Source organism: Mesorhizobium sp. CAU 1732 (genome assembly GCF_039888675.1).
In the GTDB taxonomy this organism is placed as follows: Bacteria; Pseudomonadota; Alphaproteobacteria; order Rhizobiales; family Rhizobiaceae; genus Aerobium.
In genome coordinates, this window is record NZ_JBDQQR010000001.1 from 1,393,448 (window position 1) to 1,415,350 (window position 21,903).

Annotated in this window: 21 protein-coding genes; 14 read left to right on the forward strand and 7 right to left on the reverse strand. The window is 65.5% G+C overall.

The window, feature by feature from the left end; all coding sequences use genetic code 11:
- The first annotated feature begins 229 nt into the window (after positions 1-229).
- Entirely contained in the window at positions 230-391 is a 162-nt protein-coding gene (locus tag AAFN55_RS06805) for a Thivi_2564 family membrane protein (protein WP_347798101.1), read from the forward strand.
- On the opposite strand, the gene AAFN55_RS06810 is transcribed toward AAFN55_RS06805, so the two are convergent.
- Positions 388-1,503: a Gfo/Idh/MocA family oxidoreductase gene (locus AAFN55_RS06810; protein WP_347798102.1), complete on the reverse strand. Its 1,116-nt coding sequence runs from the start codon at positions 1,501-1,503 to the stop codon at positions 388-390. The genes AAFN55_RS06805 and AAFN55_RS06810 overlap by 4 nt on opposite strands.
- Positions 1,504-1,511: 8 nt before the next feature.
- Positions 1,512-2,213 carry a GntR family transcriptional regulator gene (locus AAFN55_RS06815; RefSeq protein ID WP_347798103.1) on the reverse strand — a complete coding sequence of 234 codons (702 nt, stop codon included), beginning with the start codon at positions 2,211-2,213 and terminating at the stop codon, positions 1,512-1,514.
- Positions 2,214-2,322: 109 nt separating this feature from the next.
- Here AAFN55_RS06815 and AAFN55_RS06820 point away from each other — a divergent pair, with 109 nt between their 5' ends.
- From AAFN55_RS06820 to AAFN55_RS06830, 3 genes are read left to right on the forward strand one after another with little or no spacing between them, the layout of a single operon-like run.
- Positions 2,323-3,480: an LLM class flavin-dependent oxidoreductase gene (locus AAFN55_RS06820; protein ID WP_347798104.1), complete on the forward strand. Its 1,158-nt coding sequence runs from the start codon at positions 2,323-2,325 to the stop codon at positions 3,478-3,480.
- Complete coding sequence (locus AAFN55_RS06825) at positions 3,477-4,370, forward strand: aldo/keto reductase (protein ID WP_347798105.1); 894 nt, start codon at positions 3,477-3,479, stop codon at positions 4,368-4,370. The genes AAFN55_RS06820 and AAFN55_RS06825 overlap by 4 nt, the downstream gene beginning before the upstream one ends.
- Complete coding sequence (locus AAFN55_RS06830; protein WP_347798106.1) at positions 4,370-4,915, forward strand: flavin reductase family protein; 546 nt, start codon at positions 4,370-4,372, stop codon at positions 4,913-4,915. The genes AAFN55_RS06825 and AAFN55_RS06830 overlap by 1 nt, the downstream gene beginning before the upstream one ends.
- A gap of 155 nt (positions 4,916-5,070) precedes the next feature.
- On the opposite strand, the gene AAFN55_RS06835 is transcribed toward AAFN55_RS06830, so the two are convergent.
- Positions 5,071-6,138: a LacI family DNA-binding transcriptional regulator gene (locus AAFN55_RS06835; RefSeq protein ID WP_347798107.1), complete on the reverse strand. Its 1,068-nt coding sequence runs from the start codon at positions 6,136-6,138 to the stop codon at positions 5,071-5,073.
- Between the two features lie 114 nt (positions 6,139-6,252).
- Between AAFN55_RS06835 and AAFN55_RS06840 the strand changes: the two genes are divergently transcribed.
- The 10 genes from AAFN55_RS06840 to AAFN55_RS06885 all read left to right on the forward strand — a co-directional run bounded on the left by AAFN55_RS06840 (position 6,253) and on the right by AAFN55_RS06885 (position 17,165).
- A complete protein-coding gene (locus AAFN55_RS06840; protein WP_347798108.1) occupies positions 6,253-7,353 on the forward strand; it encodes a glycoside hydrolase family 88 protein in 1,101 nt (366 codons plus the stop codon).
- The gene (gene kduI / locus AAFN55_RS06845) at positions 7,350-8,186 is read left to right on the forward strand and encodes a 5-dehydro-4-deoxy-D-glucuronate isomerase (RefSeq protein ID WP_347798109.1); all 837 of its coding nucleotides are present in this window, start codon (positions 7,350-7,352) and stop codon (positions 8,184-8,186) included. The genes AAFN55_RS06840 and kduI overlap by 4 nt, the downstream gene beginning before the upstream one ends.
- Positions 8,183-10,690, forward strand: coding sequence for a hypothetical protein (locus tag AAFN55_RS06850; protein WP_347798110.1), 2,508 nt, complete (start codon positions 8,183-8,185; stop codon positions 10,688-10,690). The genes kduI and AAFN55_RS06850 overlap by 4 nt, the downstream gene beginning before the upstream one ends.
- Positions 10,691-10,777: 87 nt before the next feature.
- Positions 10,778-12,040, forward strand: a complete 1,263-nt coding sequence (locus AAFN55_RS06855; RefSeq protein ID WP_347798111.1) for an ABC transporter substrate-binding protein — start codon at positions 10,778-10,780, stop codon at positions 12,038-12,040.
- 30 nt (positions 12,041-12,070) lie between these two features.
- The gene (locus AAFN55_RS06860; protein WP_347798112.1) at positions 12,071-13,090 is read left to right on the forward strand and encodes a sugar ABC transporter permease; all 1,020 of its coding nucleotides are present in this window, start codon (positions 12,071-12,073) and stop codon (positions 13,088-13,090) included.
- A complete protein-coding gene (locus AAFN55_RS06865; protein ID WP_347798113.1) occupies positions 13,087-14,139 on the forward strand; it encodes a carbohydrate ABC transporter permease in 1,053 nt (350 codons plus the stop codon). Before AAFN55_RS06860 ends, AAFN55_RS06865 begins: the two co-directional genes overlap by 4 nt.
- An 8-nt stretch (positions 14,140-14,147) precedes the next feature.
- Complete coding sequence (locus AAFN55_RS06870) at positions 14,148-15,149, forward strand: ATP-binding cassette domain-containing protein (RefSeq protein ID WP_347798114.1); 1,002 nt, start codon at positions 14,148-14,150, stop codon at positions 15,147-15,149.
- Between the two features lie 136 nt (positions 15,150-15,285).
- On the forward strand, positions 15,286-15,636 hold the full coding sequence (locus AAFN55_RS06875; protein ID WP_347798115.1) for an arsenate reductase: 351 nt from the start codon (positions 15,286-15,288) through the stop codon (positions 15,634-15,636).
- Between the two features lie 77 nt (positions 15,637-15,713).
- A complete protein-coding gene (locus AAFN55_RS06880; protein WP_347798116.1) occupies positions 15,714-16,373 on the forward strand; it encodes a 2'-5' RNA ligase family protein in 660 nt (219 codons plus the stop codon).
- Between the two features lie 117 nt (positions 16,374-16,490).
- Positions 16,491-17,165, forward strand: a complete 675-nt coding sequence (locus AAFN55_RS06885) for a glutathione S-transferase family protein (RefSeq protein WP_347798117.1) — start codon at positions 16,491-16,493, stop codon at positions 17,163-17,165.
- Between the two features lie 14 nt (positions 17,166-17,179).
- Here AAFN55_RS06885 and AAFN55_RS06890 read toward each other — a convergent pair whose 3' ends face one another.
- The 4 genes from AAFN55_RS06890 to AAFN55_RS06905 are packed head-to-tail and all read right to left on the reverse strand — an operon-like array spanning position 17,180 to position 21,880.
- Entirely contained in the window at positions 17,180-18,388 is a 1,209-nt protein-coding gene (locus AAFN55_RS06890; protein WP_347798118.1) for an amidohydrolase family protein, read from the reverse strand.
- Entirely contained in the window at positions 18,385-19,638 is a 1,254-nt protein-coding gene (locus AAFN55_RS06895) for an FAD-dependent oxidoreductase (protein ID WP_347798119.1), read from the reverse strand. The genes AAFN55_RS06890 and AAFN55_RS06895 overlap by 4 nt, the downstream gene beginning before the upstream one ends.
- Positions 19,635-21,056, reverse strand: a complete 1,422-nt coding sequence (locus AAFN55_RS06900) for an FAD-binding oxidoreductase (RefSeq protein WP_347798120.1) — start codon at positions 21,054-21,056, stop codon at positions 19,635-19,637. The genes AAFN55_RS06895 and AAFN55_RS06900 overlap by 4 nt, the downstream gene beginning before the upstream one ends.
- A complete protein-coding gene (locus AAFN55_RS06905) occupies positions 21,056-21,880 on the reverse strand; it encodes a creatininase family protein (protein WP_347798121.1) in 825 nt (274 codons plus the stop codon). The genes AAFN55_RS06900 and AAFN55_RS06905 overlap by 1 nt, the downstream gene beginning before the upstream one ends.
- Positions 21,881-21,903: the final 23 nt, after the last annotated feature.

Consider the following 21,903-nt stretch of genomic DNA (forward strand, 5'->3'; position numbering starts at 1 on the left):
TTCTGCAATGGTCTAAAACCCGCACGCCAGAGATGGCGCGGGCGCGACTGCCATCAATTTCAAGGATGGGGCCGGGCGAGTTGATTGACGTCTCCTCACGCCGGCACGAAACAACGTGCCCGCCCGCTTTCGACACGAAGCCTGTCGCGTCAGCCTGATGGCGCGGTCGGAGCCGGGAACCGAGGCGGTTGCTCCGAGTTATCCCCTGCAACCATCCGAGGGGAATTCCATGAGCCTTTTAATCAGCGTCCTGATCACCTTCCTTGTCGTCATCCTGATCCTGTATCTGATCCGCATGATGCCGATCGACGGCAAGGCGAAGCAGATCGCGCAGATCGTCGTGATCATCATCGGCGTGCTGTCGCTGCTGCGCTATCTCGCTGTGTTCTAGCCTGTCGCGGCCACGCGCAGCGGGTCGCAGACGGTGATCCCTTCGCGGGCTGAACGCTGCGCGGCCATACCCATCGCCACCGCCTTCCAGCCATCGTCGAGGGAGACCTCGACGGGGGCGTTTCCGCGCACCGCGTCGACGAATTTGCGATGCTGGTAGAAGGTCGACCCGTTGTGGTCTCCCGCCGCGAGCAGCGTCGGGTCCACGGGCACTTCCACGAGGCGCGGGCCGGGATTGTGGCGCGGGCTGACGATCACCTGCGGGCTCGGCGGCTCGCCCAGATGTGCCGGCCAGAAGCGCGCCGGGCCGGGCACGAGACACTCGATCTTGCCATCGGCCCCGACTGCGGTGATCTCCTCCTGATACCGGCTTCCCTCGGCGAACATGCACAGTTCGAGCATCGCGCGCGCGCCGCTGGCGAAGTCCACGATCACGTAGCCATTGTCCCAGATGTCTGGCGCGCGGCCGTCATAGTGCTCGTCCTTGTGGTTCACCGCCTGACCCGCCGACGCCATGACGCGCACCGGCTCTGAGCGCAGGATCAGGCGCATCAGGTCGAAGAAATGGCAGCACTTCTCCACGAACGTTCCGCCCGAGGTGGCGTTGAAGCGGTTCCAGGCGCCGACCTTGTCGAGGAAGGGATAGCGATGCTCGCGGATCGTCAGCATGCGGATGCCGCCGGTCGCGGCCTCAGCCTGCGCGATGAACCGCGCCACAGGCGGCATGTAGCGATACTCCATCGCCACCCAGATCGGCGCCGGATAGGTCTCTGTAAGGCATTGAAGCGAAGTACCGTCGGCGGTGTCGATGAACAGCGGCTTCTCGATCAGGACGGGCAGGGGGCGCGTCGCGGCGATCTCGCGCAACTGGGCGGCATGCAGATGATTGGGGCTTGCGATCAGCAGGCAATCGACGCGCGGATCGGTCATCACCTGCATCGGGGACGCCGCCATCGTCGCTCCGGGCACCAGCCCTGCCGCGATCGTCGCCATGGCGGGATCGGGCTCGAAGATCGACATCACCTGCGCGTCGCCAAGAAGCGCGATGTTGCGGACATGCTCCTGGCCCATCATGCCGCAGCCGATCACGCCGTAGGAAACGGGCTTGTCCATCGTTTCTCCTAACGCAGCCGCGACACGTAGCGGGCTATCGCCGGGTCGAACCAGGTGCGCGAGAACTCGACGCTCGCCCCCTCGCGATCCCAGCCGATCCGCTCGATGAACCCGGCTGGCGCACCGGCTGCCACGCCGAAATCGGCGGGCGCCCAGTCCGGCACGATCCCCACGCCGACGCGGTCTTCCGCGCGGGTGATCCAGATGCCGAGCGCCTGCCGGTAGTAGAGGTAGAGCGAGTCCGACAAATCCTCGATCGCGATGTGCTCGGCGCACGCGCCGTCGAGCCAGATTTCCTCGATGGCCGCCGGCTGACCGCCCAGACTGCGCAGCCGGCGGATGCGGTGGCCATCCGTCGCGTTCCCGAATGCCGGCATGTCCGCTGTCTTCGCCACCCGCTCTCCCGACAGCACCCCGGCTGTCGGGAGGCCGCCGCCGGCGCCGAGTTCAAGCCTGAACATCGCGTAGACGCTCTCCACGTCGGGGCGCGAGCGCACGTAGTTGCCCGAGCCCTGAACGCGCTCCAGCAGGCCCTTCTGCTCGAGGTCGGCCAGTGCCTTGCGCAGCGTCCCCACGGCAATGCCGAGCCCGGCAGCCATGTCGCGCTCGGGCGGCAACCTCTCGCCGTCGATGATGCGCCCAGCCGCTATCTCGCGGATCAGCATCTCGCTGGTTTGCTGGTGCAGGGGGAGGGCGTAGCGACTGGACATGGCCGGGTTCTGGAAAATTGATACACTATTGATCTACATCAAGGCGGATGTTATGCAAGCGAAAAATGCGGCCCTCGTCAGTGGACCGCTTACGTGAGGCAAGGCCGTCATGACAGTCGTTCCCGTCACCTCTCCCGATCTCGATGCCTCTGAAATCTCGTGGTTCGCAGCGCTGTGCTCGGACGACTACCGCTATTTGGGTGTGCCTGACGGCGCGCTGCGGTCGAGCTTCGAGCATTGCTCGGATATCGTGAAGACGGCCGAGGCGAGCGGCTTCCGCAACATCCTGTGCCCGTCCTCCTATCAGGTCGGGCAGGACACGCTGTCTTTCGTGGCGGGGTGTGCGCCCCTGACGTCGTCGATCAACATGCTCGCGGCGATCCGCTGCGGCGAGATGCAGCCGATCATGCTTGCCCGCACGATCGCCACGCTCGACCACATGCTCAAGGGGCGGCTGACGCTCAACATCATCTCGTCGGATTTTCCCGGCGAAACAGCCGACAGCGCCTACCGCTACCGCCGCTCGCATGAGGTGGTCCAGATCCTGCGGCAAGCGTGGACGCGCGACGAGATCGACCATCAGGGCGAGATCTACCAGTTCAGCAAAGTGTCGGCCGACCCCGCCAGGCCCTATCAGCAGAATGGCGGGCCGCTGCTCTATTTCGGCGGCTACTCGCCCGACGCTCTGGAACTGTGCGCCGCGCAGTGCGACGTCTATCTGATGTGGCCGGAGACGAAGGATGAACTCGCCGGCCGCATGCGCGCCGTGCATGAGCGTGCCGCAGCCCACGGCCGCACGCTCGACTACGGACTTCGCGTCCATGTCATCGTGCGCGACACCGAGGCGGAAGCGCGAGATTACGCGCGCGACCTCGTCTCCCGGCTGGACGACGAGAAGGGCCGCGAAATCCGCCAGCGCGCGCTCGACGCCACCTCGCTCGGCGTTTCCCATCAGGCGAAGAACCGCGATATCGCCGACGGCGAGGGCTATATCGAGCCGCATCTGTGGACCGGCATCGGGCGCGCCCGCTCAGGCTGCGGCGCGGCGATCGTCGGCTCGGCCGATCAGGTGCTGTCCGAGATCGAAGCCTATCGCAAGATGGGCATCCGCGCCTTCATCTTCTCCGGCTATCCGCACCTCGACGAATGCGAGCATTTCGGCCGGCTTGTGATGCCGCATCTCGCTACCTGCTCGCTGCCGGAGGTCTATGGCCGCGTGCCGAAGGCGACGCCCGCGACACCACTGGGAACAGGAGAACGGCGATGACGGACCGTGTTTTGCTCGGCGATGGACTGGAGTTTTCGCGCCTTGCCTACGGCATGTGGCGCATCGGTGACGACGATACCGCGCCGCGCCACGTTCAGGCCAAGATCGTGGCGTGCCTTGAGCAGGGCATAACCACCATCGATCAGGCCGATATTTATGGCGGCTACACCGCCGAGGCCGTTCTGGGCGCGTGCCTGCGCGCCGCGCCGGCTTTGCGCGATCGCATCGAGATCGTCACGAAATGCGGCATCGTCGCGCCTGCCGGACGGTACGCCGATCGCCGCGTGAAGCATTACGACACGTCCGAAGCGCACATCGCGGCCTCGATCGACCAGTCGCTGACCGACATGGCGATCGAGCAGATCGACCTCCTGCTGATACACCGGCCGGACCCGCTGATGAATCACTACGAGACGGGCGGGGCGTTGGACGGCGCGGTCCGCTCCGGCAAGGTGCGCGCAGTCGGTGTTTCCAACTTCCGCCCGCACGACCTGTCCCTGCTGCAATCGGCGATGCAGACGCGGCTTGTCACGAACCAGATCGAGCTGTCGCTGATGGCCCATCGCGCATTCGTCGATGGGGACATTGCCTATATGCAGGAGCGCGGCATGCTGCCGATGGCATGGTCGCCGCTCGCTGGCGGGGGACTGCTCACCGCAGCGCCCGTAGCGCTCGGCGCGGCACTCGACACGATCGCGAAGGAGCAAGGAGTCGATCGCTCGGCGGTGGCGGTCGCCTGGCTGCTCGCGCATCCGTCCCGGATCGTTCCGGTAATGGGCTCCAACGATCTTGGCCGCATCGCCCGCTTCTCGGACGCCACCAGGGTGGAGATCGACCGCCAGACATGGTTCGAGCTCTACACCGCCGCGCTTGGGCAGGAGGTCGCCTGATGTACCATTTCACGGATCGTGAACAGGTCATGCCGCTGCGCAGCTTCGTGCCCGGCCCGGACAGGCAGCGCGATTTCCGCGACGCGCTCGGCCGCTTCGCGACCGGCGTGACCGTCGTCACCACGACGACGCCGGACGGGCCTGTCGGCATCACCGCGAACAGCTTCGCCTCGGTCTCGCTCGACCCGCCGACGGTCCTTTGGTCGGTCGCCCGCCAATCGAAGCGCTTCGACGCATTTGCGCGGTGCGAACACTTCGCGGTGCATGTGCTCGGTGCCGAACAGCTCGGCCTCGCAAAACAGTTCGTGCGTTCCGGCGCCGCCTTCAAAGACCTCGACCACAGGCCGAACGCACATGGCATCCCGCTCATCGCCGGCTGCCTGTCGCGCTTCGAATGCACCCGCATCGCCGCTCACGATGGCGGCGACCATCTGATCGTCGTGGCGCGGGTGACGGCGGCGGCACTCCGGGACGGTGAACCTCTGCTGTTTTCAAGCGGCGGTTATGGTCGTTTCGACGGGTTTGGATCGAGCGTCGCGAGGTGATTGCCCCCTCCACCATGCTTCGCATGGTCCCCCTCCCCCGTGAACGGGGGAGGATCCGGCGTTGCGGACATCTGCGACCTCGGATCCTCCCCTGCGAAGCGGGGGAGGGGGACCGCCGCAGGCGGTGGAGGGGGTGTTTCGGTTTTTCAGATGCCTCACTCGGCAGCGCTGGCGATAGCTTTACCCCGACACACTGCCGTCGATTGGCGCTCCACGATATGGCAGGCGAATTCGACGCGGCGGGGCGGCAGGTGCCGCGCGCCGAGATCGTCGAGCAGGAGGTCGAGCGAAGCCGCGCCGATTTCGCGCATCGGAATGTGCATCGTCGTCAGCGGCGGGTTGTGGAAGGCGGCCTGCGGCAGGTCGTCCATGCCCATCACCGAGACGTCTGCGGGCACCTTCAATCCGGCCGCCTCCAGCCCCATCATCGCACCGACGGCGAGGCTGTCGCCGGCCGTCAGAACGGCGGTAAAGTCGAGGCCGTGTTCGGCCACGCGGCTGCGGATAGCTTCCGCCGCAAGTTCGGGAAGCCAGTCCGACACCTCGATCACCAGATCGGGCGACACGTCCAGCCCGCGTGCGCGCAACGCGTCCTGCCAGCCCTCGAAACGGCGCTCGATCGTGCGCCGGCCGCGCCGCATCAGGAACAGGATGCGTTCGTGCCCGAAGTCGAGCAGATGCTCGGTGGCGAGCCGCGCGGCGGACCGGTTGCACGGCGTGACGCTGGAGCGGCGCATCGCCGGATCGTCGCCATTGACGAGCACGATCGGCTTGGGGAAGCCGCCTGCGAGCGCGAGGAAGGGCTCGTCGTCGAGCGTCAGGAACAGACAGCCGACGACGGCGTCGTCTTGTGCGGCCTCGGCAAGCAGCGCGCGTTCATCCTCCGCGCCGGCGATCGAGCGCGACACGAGTTCGACGTCGAGCGCCTTGGCGCGCTCGTTCAGCCCTTCCAGAACGTAGAAGGTAAATTGGTTGCGCACATAATCGACCATCGCGGCGCTGGAGGCCGCGAGGATCACTTTCCGCCCGGCGATCGAGGCCGGCATCGTGTAGTTCAGCGCCTTGGCGGTGGCGATGATCGATGCGCGCAAATCCTCCCGCACGCCCTTCGCGCCCGCCAGTGCGCGCGACGCGGTGCTGACGGAAACGCCGCAGCGCGCAGCGATGTCGTCCAGCCTCACCCGCCGGCTCGGACGTCCGCGCTTGCCCATCTTTCTGTCCATGCTTATCGCTCTGTCGTTTCGCTCTCAGTGCAAGCTGCAAGAAATTTTCAGATTGCGCAAGAAAACGTCATGTGGAACCGTCGCGGTCGGCATCGCAGTCACCCGGGAGGAAACGTGGCGGCCACGGCATCGGATATGCGCGCGATATTGCAGCGGCTCGTTGGCGGCATGACCGGCCTGCGCCATGACGGCCGCTTCGACGAGCCCAATCTCGACGGCACGGCGGGCGACTACATCAGCTTCGATTCCTGGGAGTGGCCCCAGGGCGTCGGCCTCTACGGCCTGATGCGGCTCTACCAGCACGATCGCGACCCGGCTGTCCTGAAGACCGTCGAGGACTGGTATGTGCGCCGCATCGCAGCCGGCCTGCCGAAGATGAACATCAACACCTGCGGGCCGCTTCTGGCGCTGTCGATCCTGTGGAGCGAGACGCGCGACCCGCGCTGGAAGCCGGTGCTGGACCAGTGGGCCGAGATGCTGGTGCGCGAGATGCCGCGCACGCCCGAGGGCGGCTTCCAGCACGACGTGTCCGACCGAATCAACGACGACGAATTGTGGGACGACACGCTGTTCATGGCGGCGCTGTTCCTCGCCTCCTACGGCAATGCGGCGGGCAAGCGATCTCTCGTCGACGAGGCGATCCGCCAGTTCCTCGTCCATGCGCGCTACCTCGCCGACCCGCATACCGGCCTGTGGTTTCATGGCTGGACCTTCGCCGGGCGGCACAATTTCGCGCGCGCGCTGTGGGGCCGCGGCAATGCCTGGATCACGGTTGGCATCCTCGACCTAATTGAGTTCGGCGGCGTGCCGGAGCCGGTGCGGCTCTACCTGCTCGGCGTGCTGGAGGCACAGATCGATGCGCTCCTGCGGCTTCAGGCGAGTTCCGGCGCGTGGCACACGCTGCTTGACGATCCATCGTCCTATGAGGAGCTTTCGGCCACGGCCGGCTTCGGCTACGGCCTGATGAAGGCAGCACGCCTCGGCATCGGACCGAAAGAATGCGCCGCTGCGGGGCGCAAGGCGCTCGACGCCGTCATCGCCAATATCGATGCGGACGGCGTGCTCGGCAACGTGTCCTACGGCACGCGCATGGGCCACGACCTGCAATTCTATCGCGACATCCCGATCCAGCCGACAGGCTACGGACAGGCGCTCGCGATCCTGTGCCTGACCGAAGGCATGATCCACGCCGAGGCACGGGAGAAGGCGGCATGACGATGCGTATCATCTATGGCGCGGCGCCCGGTGACGTCGATGGCTTCGGCACCGAGAGGCTGCGCGCGGAGTTCCTGATCGAAAAACTCTTCGTGCCCGGCGCGCTCGAATTCGCCTACACCCATGTCGATCGCATGATCGTCGGCGGCGCGGTGCCGACCAGTACGCCGCTTCGCTTCGGCGAGGGGACGGATGTCGGCACGCCGCACTTCTTCGACGCGCGCGAGATGGGCATCGCCAATCTCGGCCAGGCGGGTTCGGTCACGGTGGACGGGACGCGTTTCGCGCTCGCCAACCGCGACGTGGTCTATGTCGGGCGCGGTGCGAAGGAGGTCACGCTCGAAAGCTACGATGCGGCACGCCCCGCGCGCTTCTACATGAACTCGGTGCCGGCCGGTGCGGACATCGCGCATCGGCTTATCACGCGCGCCGAATCCAAGCCGCTCGAACTCGGCGACGAGGCCAAGTCCAACAAGCGCACGCTGCGCATGTACATCCATCCCGAGGTGACGCCGTCCTGCCTTCTCCTGATGGGCATCACCGATCTCGCGCCGGGCAGCGTCTGGAACACCATGCCGCCGCACCTGCACGAGCGGCGCATGGAGGCCTATCTCTATTTCGATCTCGCCGACGAGGACCGGGTGATCCATCTGATGGGACGCCCGCAGAACACGCGGCATTTGATCGTCGCCGACGGCGACTGCGTGATCTCGCCAGCATGGTCGATCCATATGGGGTCCGGCACCGGGCCGTACGCCTTCGTGTGGGGCATGACGGGCGAGAACCAGGCCTATAACGACGTTTCGCCCGTACCTGTGAGGACGCTGCGATGAATGCTGTTGCCCGCCAGCAGGACGACACCGCGCTGCGGCGGCCGCTCGTCGCGGGCGAGCCGGTCGTCTACTGGCACCTCGGCGCGACGGCGGAGAGCCGCTACGACGTATCCGACCAGCCGATGCGGGGCGAGATGGACCCGTTCTTCTTCCTGACGAAGCACAAGAACTTCATCCCGCACGAATATCCCTGCCGCACGCAGTTCGCCGAAGAGCGACGCGGCAAGCGGCCGTTGGCGGAAGGCGCGTTCGAGGGCGTACGCACCTGGCTGCCCTTCGGCTCGCCGCGTATCGACCTCTCCGGCTTCTGGTTCCGCGCGACGGTGCTCGGCACATGGGCGAAGACCCGGATCGCCGCCGTGGCACAAGGGCAGGCAAAGCTTCGGTTGCGCACCTGCGGCGGCGCGGTTCTGTTCGTCAACGGCGCGGAAGCGGGCTGGATGGCGCCCTACAGCCGCAACCTCGAAGCCGCGCAGGATTTCGAGGTCATGCTTGAAGCGGGCGACAACGAGATCGCGATCTGGTTCGACGACCTTGCGGAACGCGACGCGCGCTATTTCTTCCAGCTCGACTATCTCGATGGCCCTTCCGTCGCCCACGCCATGCCGACCGGCATCGACGGCGCGGTCGCGGCTTCTATGGAAGACGCGCTCGACGCGATGCATTTCGAGCGCCACGCCTATGCCGACGGTGAGGTGGCGCTGGTCACGGACGCGCCGCTGCCGGTGGCGGTGGACGTCTCGATCTCCATTGAAGGCGACTTCATGTCGATCGAGAAGCCGACGATGGTCTCGACCCGGCTCGACGCCGGCAAGACCCGCATCGCGGTCGCCCAGGCGCAGGACCTTCCGGCCGATTTCCGCCACTTCAAGGTGACGCTCGGCCATGGCGGCTTCAATGCCAGCCGCGTCTATGGCGTCGAGATCTGCCATGCCGAGCGGCAGGGCGTCGCGCCGTCCACGCTTGCCGATCGTGTCACCGAGGCGCTCGACGAGGTCGCGCTGCACGCCGAAAGCGACACGGTGCGCGCGCTGGCAAGGCTCGCCACGGGGCGCGGCGGGCCGGAGACCGATGCGATGATCCTCGGCGCGCTGCCGGCGATCGAGGATTGCCACGACTGCGCCGATTTCATCCTGGTTCCGCTGCTGTGGTGCCGCTCGGCCCATGGCGATGCGATCGACCCCGCGGTGCGCGCGCGCATTGACGGCGCGGTGCTTGGCTACCGCTACTGGATGGATGAGCCGGGCAACGACGTTCAATGGTATTTTTCCGAAAACCACGCGCTGCTCTTCCACACGGCCGCCTATCTCGCCGGCCACATGCTGCCGCAGGCGCGGTTCGTCCGTTCCGGGCGCAGCGGCGCGGATCAGTCGGCCATGGGGCTTGCTCGCGTGCGGGCATGGCTCGATCATTTCGAGGCGTGGGAGATGGCCGAGTTCAACTCCGCGCCGTATTTCCCGATCGACCTGAAGGGCCTGACCAGCCTCTACGCGCTCGCTCCCGATGCCGATGTGCGGGAGCGTGCCGGCACGGCGATCGTGCGGCTTATCGAAATCGTCGCTCGCTCGGCGCATCACGGCACGCTCACCGGCGCGCAGGGCCGCTCCTACGAGCACACGCTGCGCGCCGCCCGCTCGCTGGAGCTGTCCGGTATCGCGCGCATGCTGTGGGGCAAGGGAAATTACGGCATGCGCTTCCACGCGCTGCCGCAGCTTGCGCTCTGTCTGCGCGACCATGGGCTGACGGTTCCGGCCAGCCTTCACGACATTGCCGTCTTCGCGGGCTCCGGCGCGCAGGAATGGTGTTTCGCGCAAGGGCAGGACCGTATCGCGAAGCTCTACCACTACAAAACACGGGATGTCGCGCTCGGCACGGCGGCAGCCTATCGCTGGAACGAGTGGGGCTATCAGGAGACGGTGCTGCAACTGCGCCTGGGCGATCACCCGGACGCGCAGATCTGGCTCAACCATCCCGGCGAAACGATCCATTCTGGCTACGGCCGGCCATCCTACTGGGGCGGGTCGGGCACGCTGCCGCGCGTGCATCAATATCGCGGGCTCGCCGTCGCGCTGTTTGACTGCGCCGCCGAGCAGCCCGATTTCACCCATGCCTGGTTTCCGCGAGACGCGTTCGACGAAAGCGTCATCGAGGGCCGCTATGCCTTCGCGCGCAAGGGCGAGGGGCTGGTGATGATCGCAGCCGACCGCCCGCTTGAGCTTGTCTCGCGCGGCCCGACCGCCGGCAACGAAATCAGGGCGCAGGGCCGCGACGCGGTCTGGATCGTGCGGCTTTCGAGCACGCGGGACGGACACGATGCCGCCGCGTTGAAGGGCGGTTTTTCCACGATCCGCCCCGGCCATGAAAAGGATGGTCTTATCGTTGTCGACGATACTGACTACGGTGAGGTCAGATTTCATCCGGACGGGCGTGTCGAGGCGGAGGGCCGCGTCATCGATCCGGCGGAATGGACCGTTGCCGGCACGGCGAGGATGCTGCCGGCCTAGACGAGTCGAGGGAGGAGGGCCGTGGCCGGGAGGGCTGCGGTCGAAAGGACAATCAGCGGCGAAGGCCGTCCAACGGAGGAGCATGCAATGAAGATCAGGACTGCATTCGCGGCGATCACGGCCGCTCTGATGGCATCGACGGCCGCGCAGGCGGGCGACGTGCGGCTCATGTGGTATTCGGACGGCGTCGAGGGCGAGGTCATCAAGGACCTGATCGACCGCTTCAACAAGGACAACCCCGACATCAAAGTCATCCTCGACGATGTCGGCTACAAGGTCGTGCAGGAGCAGTTGCCCGTCGAGCTGGAGGCCGGTCGCGGCCCGGACATCGCCCGCGTCACCAATCTCAAGACGCTTGCCGACCACTGGCTCGACCTCACGCCGCACATCGCGGACGCGGAATATTGGAAGACCAATTTCGGCGACCAGTTCGACTGGATGCGTCCTGACGGTTCGGACATCATTCCCGGCTTCATGACGCAGCTTACCCTGACCGGCGGCTTCGCCAACAAGACGCTGTTCGAGCAGGCCGGCGTCGAGCTGCCGGGACCGGACGCGACGTGGGACGACTGGGTCGAGGCGGCCGGCAAGGTGCAGGACAGCCAGCAGCTCAACGCCGCCTTCGTGGTCGATCGCTCCGGCCATCGCATCTCGGCCCCGATCGTCTCCTATGGCGGCAACTATATCGGCCCCGACCGTCTGCCCGCGCCGATCGACGACGGCGTCAAGACGTTCGCCACCAAGCTGGTCGATTGGACAGAAGCCGGCCGCATGAACAAGGAGACCTGGGTTTCGGCCGCAGGAACCACCTATCGGCCCGGCATCGACGACTTCATCAACGCGCAGGTCGCCTATTACTATTCCGGAAGCTGGCAGATCGCTGCGCTGTCGTCCAAGATCGGCACCAATTTCGACTGGGTTGCAACCGGCTCTCCCTGCGGCACGGCGGGCTGCTCGGGCCTTCCGGGCGGGGCCGCACTCGTCGGTATCAAATACACCAAGAACGCCGAAGATGTCGGCAAGGTGATGGACTATCTCGCCAGCGAGGAGATCGTGCGCGAGTTCACCGAGCGCACGCTGTTCCTGCCGGCTCACAAGGGCGTCGCGGCCGGCGCCATCGACTTCAAGACCGAGGACGCCAACGTCAAGGGAGCCCTCGACGTCTTCGTCAAGGCAACCGGCAACGTGATCGAGACCGCCAATGCGTTGCCGGCATGGTCGTGGGCGACGCCCGTCTACGGCGTGCTGGTCACCCGCATCAGCCAGGTGATGGCGGGCGAGATGTCGATCGACGATGCGTTCGTGCGCATGGACGAGGACATCAAGGCCCTGGTCGAAGCAGCCAAGTGATCGGCCACGCCGTTGGCTGAGACGACGTCCATGTCCGCAGCAGGCGGGCTCGTGAAGACGGCCGGTGCCATCGTGACGGCGCCGGTGCGCCTCCTCGCACGCCTGCTCGATGCACCGCTGAGCGCGCTCCAGCGTCTCGGCGGCACCAACGGCATGGCCGCGTTCTTCCTGTTGCCGAACATGGCGATCTTCGGCGTGTTCGTGCTGTTTCCGCTGGTCGTCAACATCGTCTATTCGACGACCGGCGGCACCGCGCTCTTCCTCGCCAACCGCAATTTCGTCGGCGCGGCGCAATATCAGCGGCTGTTTTCCTGCGACAGTTACCTCGACCCGAAAAGCTGTTCCGAGGATTTGTTCTGGACCGCGGTCTGGAACACGGTCGCGTTCGTCTCGGTGCAGGTTGTGCTGATGGTCGTGGTCGCACTCATCACCGCGCTGGTGCTGAACCGCGACCTGCGCGCGCGCAGCTTCTGGCGTGCCGTGTTCTTCTTTCCCGTGCTTCTGTCGCCGGTCGTCGTCGGCCTGATCTGGCGCTGGATCCTGCAGCGGCAGGGCCTCGCCAATCTCGGCCTCTACGAGATGGGCTTCGCACCGATCAACTGGCTGGTCGAGCGCAACTGGGCCTTCGCCGCCTCTGTCGGCGTTTCGGTCTGGGCGCATGTCGGCTTCTACGCACTGATCCTGCTGGCGGGGCTCCAGGCGATCCCCAAGGATCTCTACGAGGCGGCCGAGATGGACGGCACGCGACCCGCGCGCGTGTTCTGGCGCATCACGCTGCCGCTGCTCATGCCCAACCTCCTCGTCGTGCTGGTCCTGGTGCTGATCCGCGCCGTGCAGATCTTCGACGAGGTCTATGTCCTGACGGGCGGCGGGCCGGGAACCGCGACCCTCTACCTCACCCAATACATCTACGAGGTCGGTTTCGCGTCGGCGCTGCGCAATCCCGGTCTCGCCTCGGCGGCGTCGATCCTCATGGGGCTGGTGCTGATCGTCTTGACGCTGTTCCAGCTCGGTATCGTGCGGCGCAACGCATCGAAGGGCCAGTCATGAGCCGGATGTCGGACTTCATCTTGCGCCGTCGCGGCGGCAGTAGCTGGGACTGGACGGACGTCTTCACCTGGTTCTGGCTGATCGGCGGGTTCATCCTGATGTTCGGGCCGGCGATCTGGCTGGTGAACTCGTCGTTCAAGACGCCGGCCGGCCTCGCAGAATTCCCGCCCACCATCCTGCCCTATGTCACCGCCGAAATGATGGTGGAAGGGCAGGACAAGCCGCTGCCGCTCTACGAGGTGACGCTGGAGGATGGATCGACCGCGCAACTGGTCGAGCTTCGCCGCGTCGGTCTCGTCGCGCAGATGGTCGACCCTGCGAAACCCGACGAGATCGTCCGCGTCAATATCCAGGACCGCACCCCGGTGCGCAGCGTGTCCTTCGCCACGAACAACTACGTCCAGCCCTTCCTGTCCTTCGACTTCATGCGCTATCTCGGCAATTCGGTCTTCGTCACGGTCATGGCGACGATCATCACCTTGCTCACCAATTCGATGGCCGCGTTCGCCCTGTCGAAATACAAGTTCCGCGGCCGTGGCTTCGTGATGTTCCTCATCATCGCCACGCTGATGGTGCCGCTGTCGGTCATCCTGGTGCCGCTCTATTCGGTTATCACCGCGATGGGGCTGTTCAACTCGCTGTGGGGCGTGATCCTGCCCACCGTCGCAACGCCGACCGGCGTGTTCATGCTGCGCCAGTACATGCTCACCATCCCGGACGAACTGATCGACGCGGCGCGCATGGACAAGGCGTCGGAATGGCAGATTTACTGGCGCATCGTGCTGCCGCTGACCGCGCCCGCACTTGCCGTGCTTGCGATCTTCTCGGTCGTCTGGCGCTGGAATGACTTCCTGTGGCCGCTGATCGTCCTGTCGCGCCGGGAGCTCTACACGCTCCAGATCGCGCTCAACACCTATGCCGGCGAGACCAACGTGCAATGGCATTTCCTGCTCGCGATGACGGTCGTGACGATGATCCCGATCGTGCTCGTCTTCGTCTTCCTGCAGCGTTTCATCACCACCGGCATCGCCGGGTCCGGGCTCAAATAGGAGCAGCCATGAGCCGCATCACACTCACCAATGTGGCAAAGGCCTTCGGCGCTGTGCAGGTCCTGCACGGCGTCGATCTCGACATCGAGGACGGCGAACTGATCGTCTTCGTCGGTCCGTCGGGCTGCGGCAAGTCCACGCTTCTGCGCCTGATTGCCGGGCTCGACCAGCCGACCGGAGGCACGATCGAGATCGACGGCCGCGACGTCACGCGCGTCGCGGCTGCGGATCGCGGACTTGCGATGGTCTTCCAGTCTTACGCGCTCTACCCGCATATGAGCGTGCGCCAGAACCTCGCTTTCGGGTTGGAAAACGCGCGCATGCCGCGCGAGGAGATCGAAACGCGCATCCAGGAAGCGGCGCGCATGCTGGAAATCGCGCCCTATCTCGACCGCAGGCCCGGCCAGCTTTCGGGCGGCCAGCGTCAGCGCGTCGCGATCGGCCGCGCGATCGTGCGCAACCCGACCGCCTTCCTGCTCGACGAGCCGCTGTCCAACCTCGACGCCGAACTGCGCATCTCGACCCGCGCCGAACTGGCGGCGTTGCATCAGCGGCTCGGCACGACGATGGTCTACGTCACGCACGACCAGACCGAGGCGATGACGCTGGCCGACAGGATCGTCGTGCTGCGCGCCGGCCGGATCGAACAGGTCGGCAAGGCGCTCGATATCTACAACCACCCGGCGAACCGCTTCGTGGCGGGGTTCATCGGCGCGCCGCGCATGAATTTCCTGCCAGCCTCGATGTTCCCCGGAGCGCCCGGCGCGGAAGTCGGTATCCGGCCGCAGCATTTGCGCCGCTCGGTAGACGGTGAGCGGGCGATCCCCGTCACCGTCTCGCTGATCGAGGCGCTGGGCTCCGAGACGGTGCTGCACGGCGAGACGGATGGCCACAAGGTGCTTGCCGTCCTCCCCGGCCAGCAGGCGCTCAAGCCAGGCGACGAGATCGCGCTCGGCTACGACGATGCCGACCTTCATCCCTTCGGCGAGGACGGCTCGCGGGTGGGGTAGGCCGGGGCGCGCGCCTCCCGGACGAGCCTCCGCATCCGATGTTCCCCTGAAAACAAAGTCCTCGTTCTTGAGTGGCGACATATCCGTCTGTACGACGATGCGGCATGAACAAACCCGAGTGGGAGTAGCCTCCGCGATGAGCGTCACGATCTACGGCATCAAGACCTGCGACACGATGAAGAAGGCCTTTGCCTGGCTGGACGCGAACGGGGTCGACTACACCTTTCACGATTATCGTGTGGATGGCGTTTCGCGTGGCGACGTGCAGCGCTGGTGCGACGCGGCCGGGTGGCAAAAGGTGCTCAATGCCGCCAGCCGGACGTTCCGAGCGCTGCCGGAAGACGCGCGCGCCGACCTCGATGAGGCCAAGGCGATCGCCCTGATGGTCGCCGAACCGACGATGATCAAGCGCCCGGTGCTGGACACAGGCAACGCGATCGAGATCGGGTTCAAACCCGCGCGATATGAGGAATTGTTCGGAGCCTGAGTGGACGCTGGAAAGATCGACGTGGCCGGCCTCACAAGCGGACTTGCTTTTGTTCTCTTTTTGTTCTAATATAACGAATGCAGTTCGCGTTCGACTTTAACGATGTGTCCAAGCGGGTCATTGCAGGCCAAGCCGGCCGAAAAACACGCATCGTGCCTCGGCGCAAAAGCATAAGCCAACCCTGCCTGCCCGGACTGGAACGCCGTGGTGTAGACAGTTTTTTTCTGGTCCTCGGGCCTGACGAAGAAGCTGCCGAATGCATTCGGCGTAGTGTCCACGCAGAACTTGTCGTCCGACGCCATCTGCAGATCTGGCCGAAAAAGGGTCACTTGCCCCACATCAGCCTTCTGGGGCTGGGTGCCTATGATGGTATCCCGCGCGATCGTGTTGCCGGCGTTGCAAAAATTGCCGAGGGGTTCTCGCACCCGGGCTTCGATGTCTCTTTCGACACGCTCATGCGGTTTCGGAGGTCGAACGCGGTGGTGCTGACTGGCGGCGACGATGGATGCATACGCAGGTTTCGCCTCAGTCTGCACGAGGCGCTGAGGGCCGGCGGACTGCGCGTTCCTGGAGGGTCATCCTTCACCCCGCATATGACGCTGCTCTACAGCACAAGCCCATTTGAGGATTGTCGCGTGTCCGCCGTGCAATGGCGTGCCGACAAGTTTTTCCTGATCCACAGTATGGTGGGAGATTCGAAGCACGTCGTGCTGGGACGCTGGCCGTTGAGAGGCTAGGCTGTTGCCAAAGTGTGGGAATACCATGCGCATAATCTGTGTCAGGAAGCGGGGCGGCTCATGTCCGTGTCCGGTAGATTTGCACAAGGACGCCAGAGCCAAGAGGAGGGCTCCGCAATGATCACCGTCACCGCCTTCAAATGGGTGCCGCCCTTCGCGCAGGGACAGGTGCGCGACCATCGCGTTCGCTGGGTTCTGAACGAAGCGGGCTGGGACTACAAAGTTCGGCTCATCGATGCGGTCGATCAGAAATCGCCCCTCTATCGCGCGGACCAACCGTTCGGACAGGTGCCTGTCCTCGCGGAGGACGGCCGCCCGACGCTCTTCGAGACGGGAGCGATCCTGCTGAGCGTCGCCGAGCGCAGTGGCCGCCTGATCCCCTCCGACGAGATGCAGCGCGCGCAGATGCTGAGCTGGTATTTCGCCGCGCTCAATTCGGTCGAGCCGTATCTGGCGAACCTCGCCGAAGTCGAGTTCTTCATGAAGGACGAAGCCGACAAGGCGAAGCGGCGCCCGGGCGTCGTGGCGATGGCACAAAGACGCCTGGGCGAACTCCAGGCTGCGCTCGGCGGTCGCGACTGGCTCGTGGCCGACACGTTCACGCTGGCCGACCTGATGATGTCGTCGGTTCTCAAAATCGCGAAATCGCTCGATGCTCTGGCGGACTATCCGAAACTCGTGGCCTATCAGGATCGGTGCTTCGATCGGGCCGCATACCGCAAGGCGATCGACGACCAGCTTGCGGATTTCGCCGCACACTCATCCGCCGACATGAAGTACGGGGTGGCCTGAAGATCCCGTTCGCGTCAGGCTGCGAGTGCCAGCGGTCGCGGCCTCGCGCCCGAGAGAAGCCCGGCCGTGCTCCGTGCGTCCCACAAGAGCAGATCCCCGATCGTGGTCCCCTCGATAAACGGCTGCGTCCCGTCGATCCCGTAGCGCGCATGCCGTGTCACGCAGGGCAGCCATTGGCCGAGCGGCGGGTCGAGATGGGCGGCGAGCAGGCCCAGAGACAGGGCGGCGAGCGGGTCGTGGCGCCCGACCGGCGTGAAGGCATCGCGGACATTGTCGCTGCCGATTGCCACCGGCACGCCGGCGGACAGAAGCTCCTTCACGCGCGTGATTCCGCGCCGGTCCGGCGTCCCGGTCCCGCGCGACTGGAGGTAGAGATTACTGGCCGGCAGCGTCACGATCGCCAGCCCGGCCTCCGCGATACGGTCGATGCGGCGCGACAGCGCGTCGCCTGAAGCATTCATCAGGCTGCAGGCGTGACCGCACAGGACCGGCCCGTCGAAGCGATGGTCGAGCACACTCGCCGCGATGATATCGAGCCCATCGAGACCCGACGACAGTCCTTCGTCGACGTGAAAGTCGAGGCCGATGCCGGCGCTTGCGGCTGCTTTGACCATGCGCGGGATCAGGTCGTGCCGTCCCGGCTGGTCATAGACGAACGCGCCGAGCACGCCGCCATCCGATGCGATGCGGCGGGCGACGCGTGCGCCAAGGGCGCCGTCCGCAAAGGCTTCGAGCGGCAGAAGTGCCGCGCGCTGCACGACGATGCGATCGCGCCAGTCCTGCCCCAGTTCGCCGATGACATCCCAGGCGAGCGGCATCCGCTCGGGGTCGGAGGCGTCCAGTTGGCAGTCGACATGGGTCCGCACGAATCCGCAGCCTGCATCGACGAGTTCCTGCAGGCCACGCGCCACACGCTCGCGGATGTCCTGTGCGGTCCAGTTGATCTTGTCTGCGGCCTGCGCTGCGATCGCGCCGGGAAGCGTTCCGTCATGCGGGGCGATCCGCTCTGCGGTATGGCACTTGTCCAGATGGCAGTGCGCTTCGGTCAGCCGCATCGTGACGATGCCGGTGGTCTCGTCCGGTACGTCGGTTTGCGCAAGGCCCACAAGCCGACCGTCCCGCACGACCGGCTTTCCGACGAGGCAATCGCGCTCCGCGCGTCCGCCGAACCGTGTCTCGTCTGCGACCAGCGAGCGTGGGACTTTGATGGTGTTCGCGGTCACGACGCGGCTCTCGTCTGCAAACCGTCAGCGGCCTGCCATGCCTTGAACAGTTCATTGACGCGGCCCGTGGCGGCGTCATTTTCGCTCGGCCTGAACGTACTCGCGATTATGCGCCGCCCGGTCATGTGGTCGGCAGGCCGGTTGACGGAATCGATCGCAATCAGAGTTCCTGCGCGAAAATGGTAGACCGAAAACGCGTTGTCGGCCGGCGCCCCGACCGTGACATGCGCATCGGCGTCGAAGGACAGCCCCACCATTTGCAGCTTCATGTCGCCGATGTCCGACCAGAACCACGGCACGGCGCGATACGGCTCGTCGTGGCCGAGTATGGTGCGCGCCGCGAGCTTGGCCTGGTCGGTGGCGTTCTGCACGGATTCGAGCCTGACTGGTCGATCCGCGTGCCAGTGATGGAAGCGGGTGCAATCGCCAATCGCGAGGATGTTCGGCGCGGACGTCCGCATCGCATGATCGATGAGGATGCCGTCGTCGCACGCGATGCCCGCCGCTGCGGCGAGGTCGCATTCCGGTTCCACCCCGATGCCGACGAGCACCAGATCGGCCGGCAGCGTATCGCCGTTTGAAAGCGCAACGCCGCGCACGCCGTTTTCGTCGCCGGTGATGGCGATGGGCGCGGTGCCGAAACGAATGTCGGCACCTTGCGCGCTCAGCCGCGTCAAAACGTGGTCGGACACGACCGGCGAGACGGCGCGGCCGAGAAGCCTCGGTCCGATCTCGAGGACGGTGACGGTGCGGCCGAGCGCCAGAAGCGTGGACGCGGTCTCAAGTCCGACGAATCCGCCGCCGATCACTACGACGGATCGGACGTGGGCAAGTCGCTCGCGGATCGCACGCGCGTCCGCGATCGTGCGCATCGCCAGAACGCCTTCGAGGTCGGCTCCAGGGATTGCGGGCCATCGCGGGCGCGCTCCTGTGGCGATGACCAGAGTTTCGTACGAACGATGGCTGCCGTCGTCCAGCGCAACCGTCTTCGCCGCGACGTCGATGCGCTGCACCACCGCGCCGTCGAGGAACGTGACGCCGCTGGCGGCAAAGAAGTCGTCGCCGCGCAGCGGCTGGGGTTTTGCGTCCGGCGTCTTCAGGAAAGCCTTCGACAGCGGCGGGCGGTGATAGGGCGCTTCCGCCTCGGCGCCGATCAGTGTGATCGGGCCATCATAGCCTTCCTGCCGCAGCGACGCGGCCACCTGGCTTCCCGCATGCCCCGCGCCGACGATCACGACCCCGCTCGTCATGATGCCTTGCGCACCGGCTGATGGCTCGGCAACGCTTCGATCTCGTCGGCCGGAAGATGCTTCACCTCGTTCCAAAGACGGGACTTTGCGGAGTTGAGCAGGCCATGCGGGTCGAGCCGTTTCTTCCACGCGAGATGGCGATAGTCGGGCTTCATCGAGCCGCCTTCGATATAAGGCACGTGCGGGTTCGACGTCGGACAGCCGTGAGCGTCGTAGATCGCCATCAGCTCATAGAGCCGTTCATCGGTCGTATGGCGCACGACGGGCAGGTCGAATGCGACGAGCTGGTCATTCAGCAACGCGAACTCGTGATGCATCAATACCTCGTCACCGAAGATTGCCTGCAAGGGCTCGATCTTCGACGCGTCGAGCGGCGCGCGGAACGTGACCTGCAGATAGGTGACGCCGCGGTCCTGCTTGAGCACCTGCAGCGTCGTATGGTTATAGGAGAATTCCGACAAAGCGGGCAGGCCAGTCGCTTTCAGGCCGCCGTTGTCCAGCGCCAGATCGACCGCCCCGCCGTGATCGGCGACGAGCGCCTTAACCGCATCCGCATCGCCGCTTGCGACCATCACGAACAGCAGGGCGCGGCCGCCTTCACCGATCTCTCCCAGCGTCTTGATCGATTGTGCTATGCGTCCGTCCACCGTCGTCAGGAGCTTGAGGTCGAGGGCGCGCGTGGAGCCGATCGCGATGCCGGCCTCGAACGCCTGCCGATAGGTCGGGAAGGACGCGATCACATTGATCCATGTGGGCGAGGGGACGGTGCGCAGGACGAGGTCGGTGATGACACCATTCAGGCCCCAAGCGTGGTGGATCGCACGGATGTCGTCGCCGGTAAACACGTGGCGCTGCGGGTGCCGTTCCACGGAAAGGGCTGCGATCTGGTCGATGTTGCCGCCATCGCGAAGCATGCCGTGCCGGATCGAGCCGATTCCGCCGGACCCGCCCGCGATGAAGCCGCCGATCGTCGCGATCGCTTCGGTGGACGGAAACAGCGGCAGTTCGCGACCGTGTTCGGCCAGCGCCTCGTTGATCGTGCCGATCTTGGCGCCGGCCTCGACATGGACTGTCGTCTCGCCGATCTCGAGCACGCGGTTGATGCCCGTCACGTCGACAATGAGCCCGCCATCCATCGGCACGGCCTGGCCGTAATTGCCGGTGCCGCCGCCGCGTATCACCATCGGGGCGTTCCACTCGACGGCCAGCGCGATGCAGCGCTCCAACTCTTCGACCGTCTTTGGCGCAACCACGAGGTCGCCGAAACTGGCGCCGAGTTCGCGGTTGAGGATCGGGCTGTACCAGAAGAAGTCCCGCGACCGCTTTTTCACGATCGAGGGCGTGTCGAAGGATTCGATCTCGCCGAGCGTTGCGCGGAACGCCTGCCAGTCGATGTTGGTCTTGCCTGAAATCGACATCAAACCTCCCGTCTCGTGTTTGTGGTCTCGGCGTCCTGAGTCCGGCAGAACCGGTCGAACTCGGACAGGAACGCCGCGAAGTTTGAGGCTGCCGCGTCGAGCAGGCGTTCTCCGATTTCGGCGCTGGCTGAGGCTGCATCGCCGCATGCGCCGTCGGCGTTCAGGTCTCCGATGACCCACGCCGGGCGCGCGCGACCGGCCGAAAGTCCCAGATGCCGATACTCGTCGTGCCAATCGTGGGCGGCGTTCGGAAAATTCTGCGCCTTTTCCATCGCGACGAGATCGGGCTTCAACGCCAGCATCGCGCTCGTCTCGACCAGCCCGGCATGGATGCCGTAGGCCTGCTCCGCCGCGTCGGAGATGGTCTCCGCCTCGTTGAAATTATACCAGTGGCAGGTGACCACATGCAGGTCGTGGGCGATCTTCAGGTCGCGCGCCATGATGTCCAGCACGGCCGAGTTCCCGCCATGGCCGTTGAGCAGCACCAGCCTGCGAAAGCCGGTTCGTGCAAGGCTCGCGCCGACATCCGACAGGATCCGCATCAGCGTCTCGGCCGACAGCGAAATCGTTCCGGGAACCACGCCGTGCTCGTTGCTCTTGCCGTAGGAGAATGGCGGCAGTGCCAGCACGGAGAGATCGGGCGGCAAGCGCTCGATAAGCCGGTCGATGACCCCCTCGGCCAGATCGCTATCGACCGACACCGGAAGATGCGGCCCGTGCTGCTCGATCGCGCCGACCGGGAGCACGACGATCGTGTTCGCGCGATCGAGATCGGCGAAGTCGGCGCGCGAGAGGTCGGCCCACCGGCCGCTGCGACGGGTCATGACGAAGCTCCACGATGAGATGC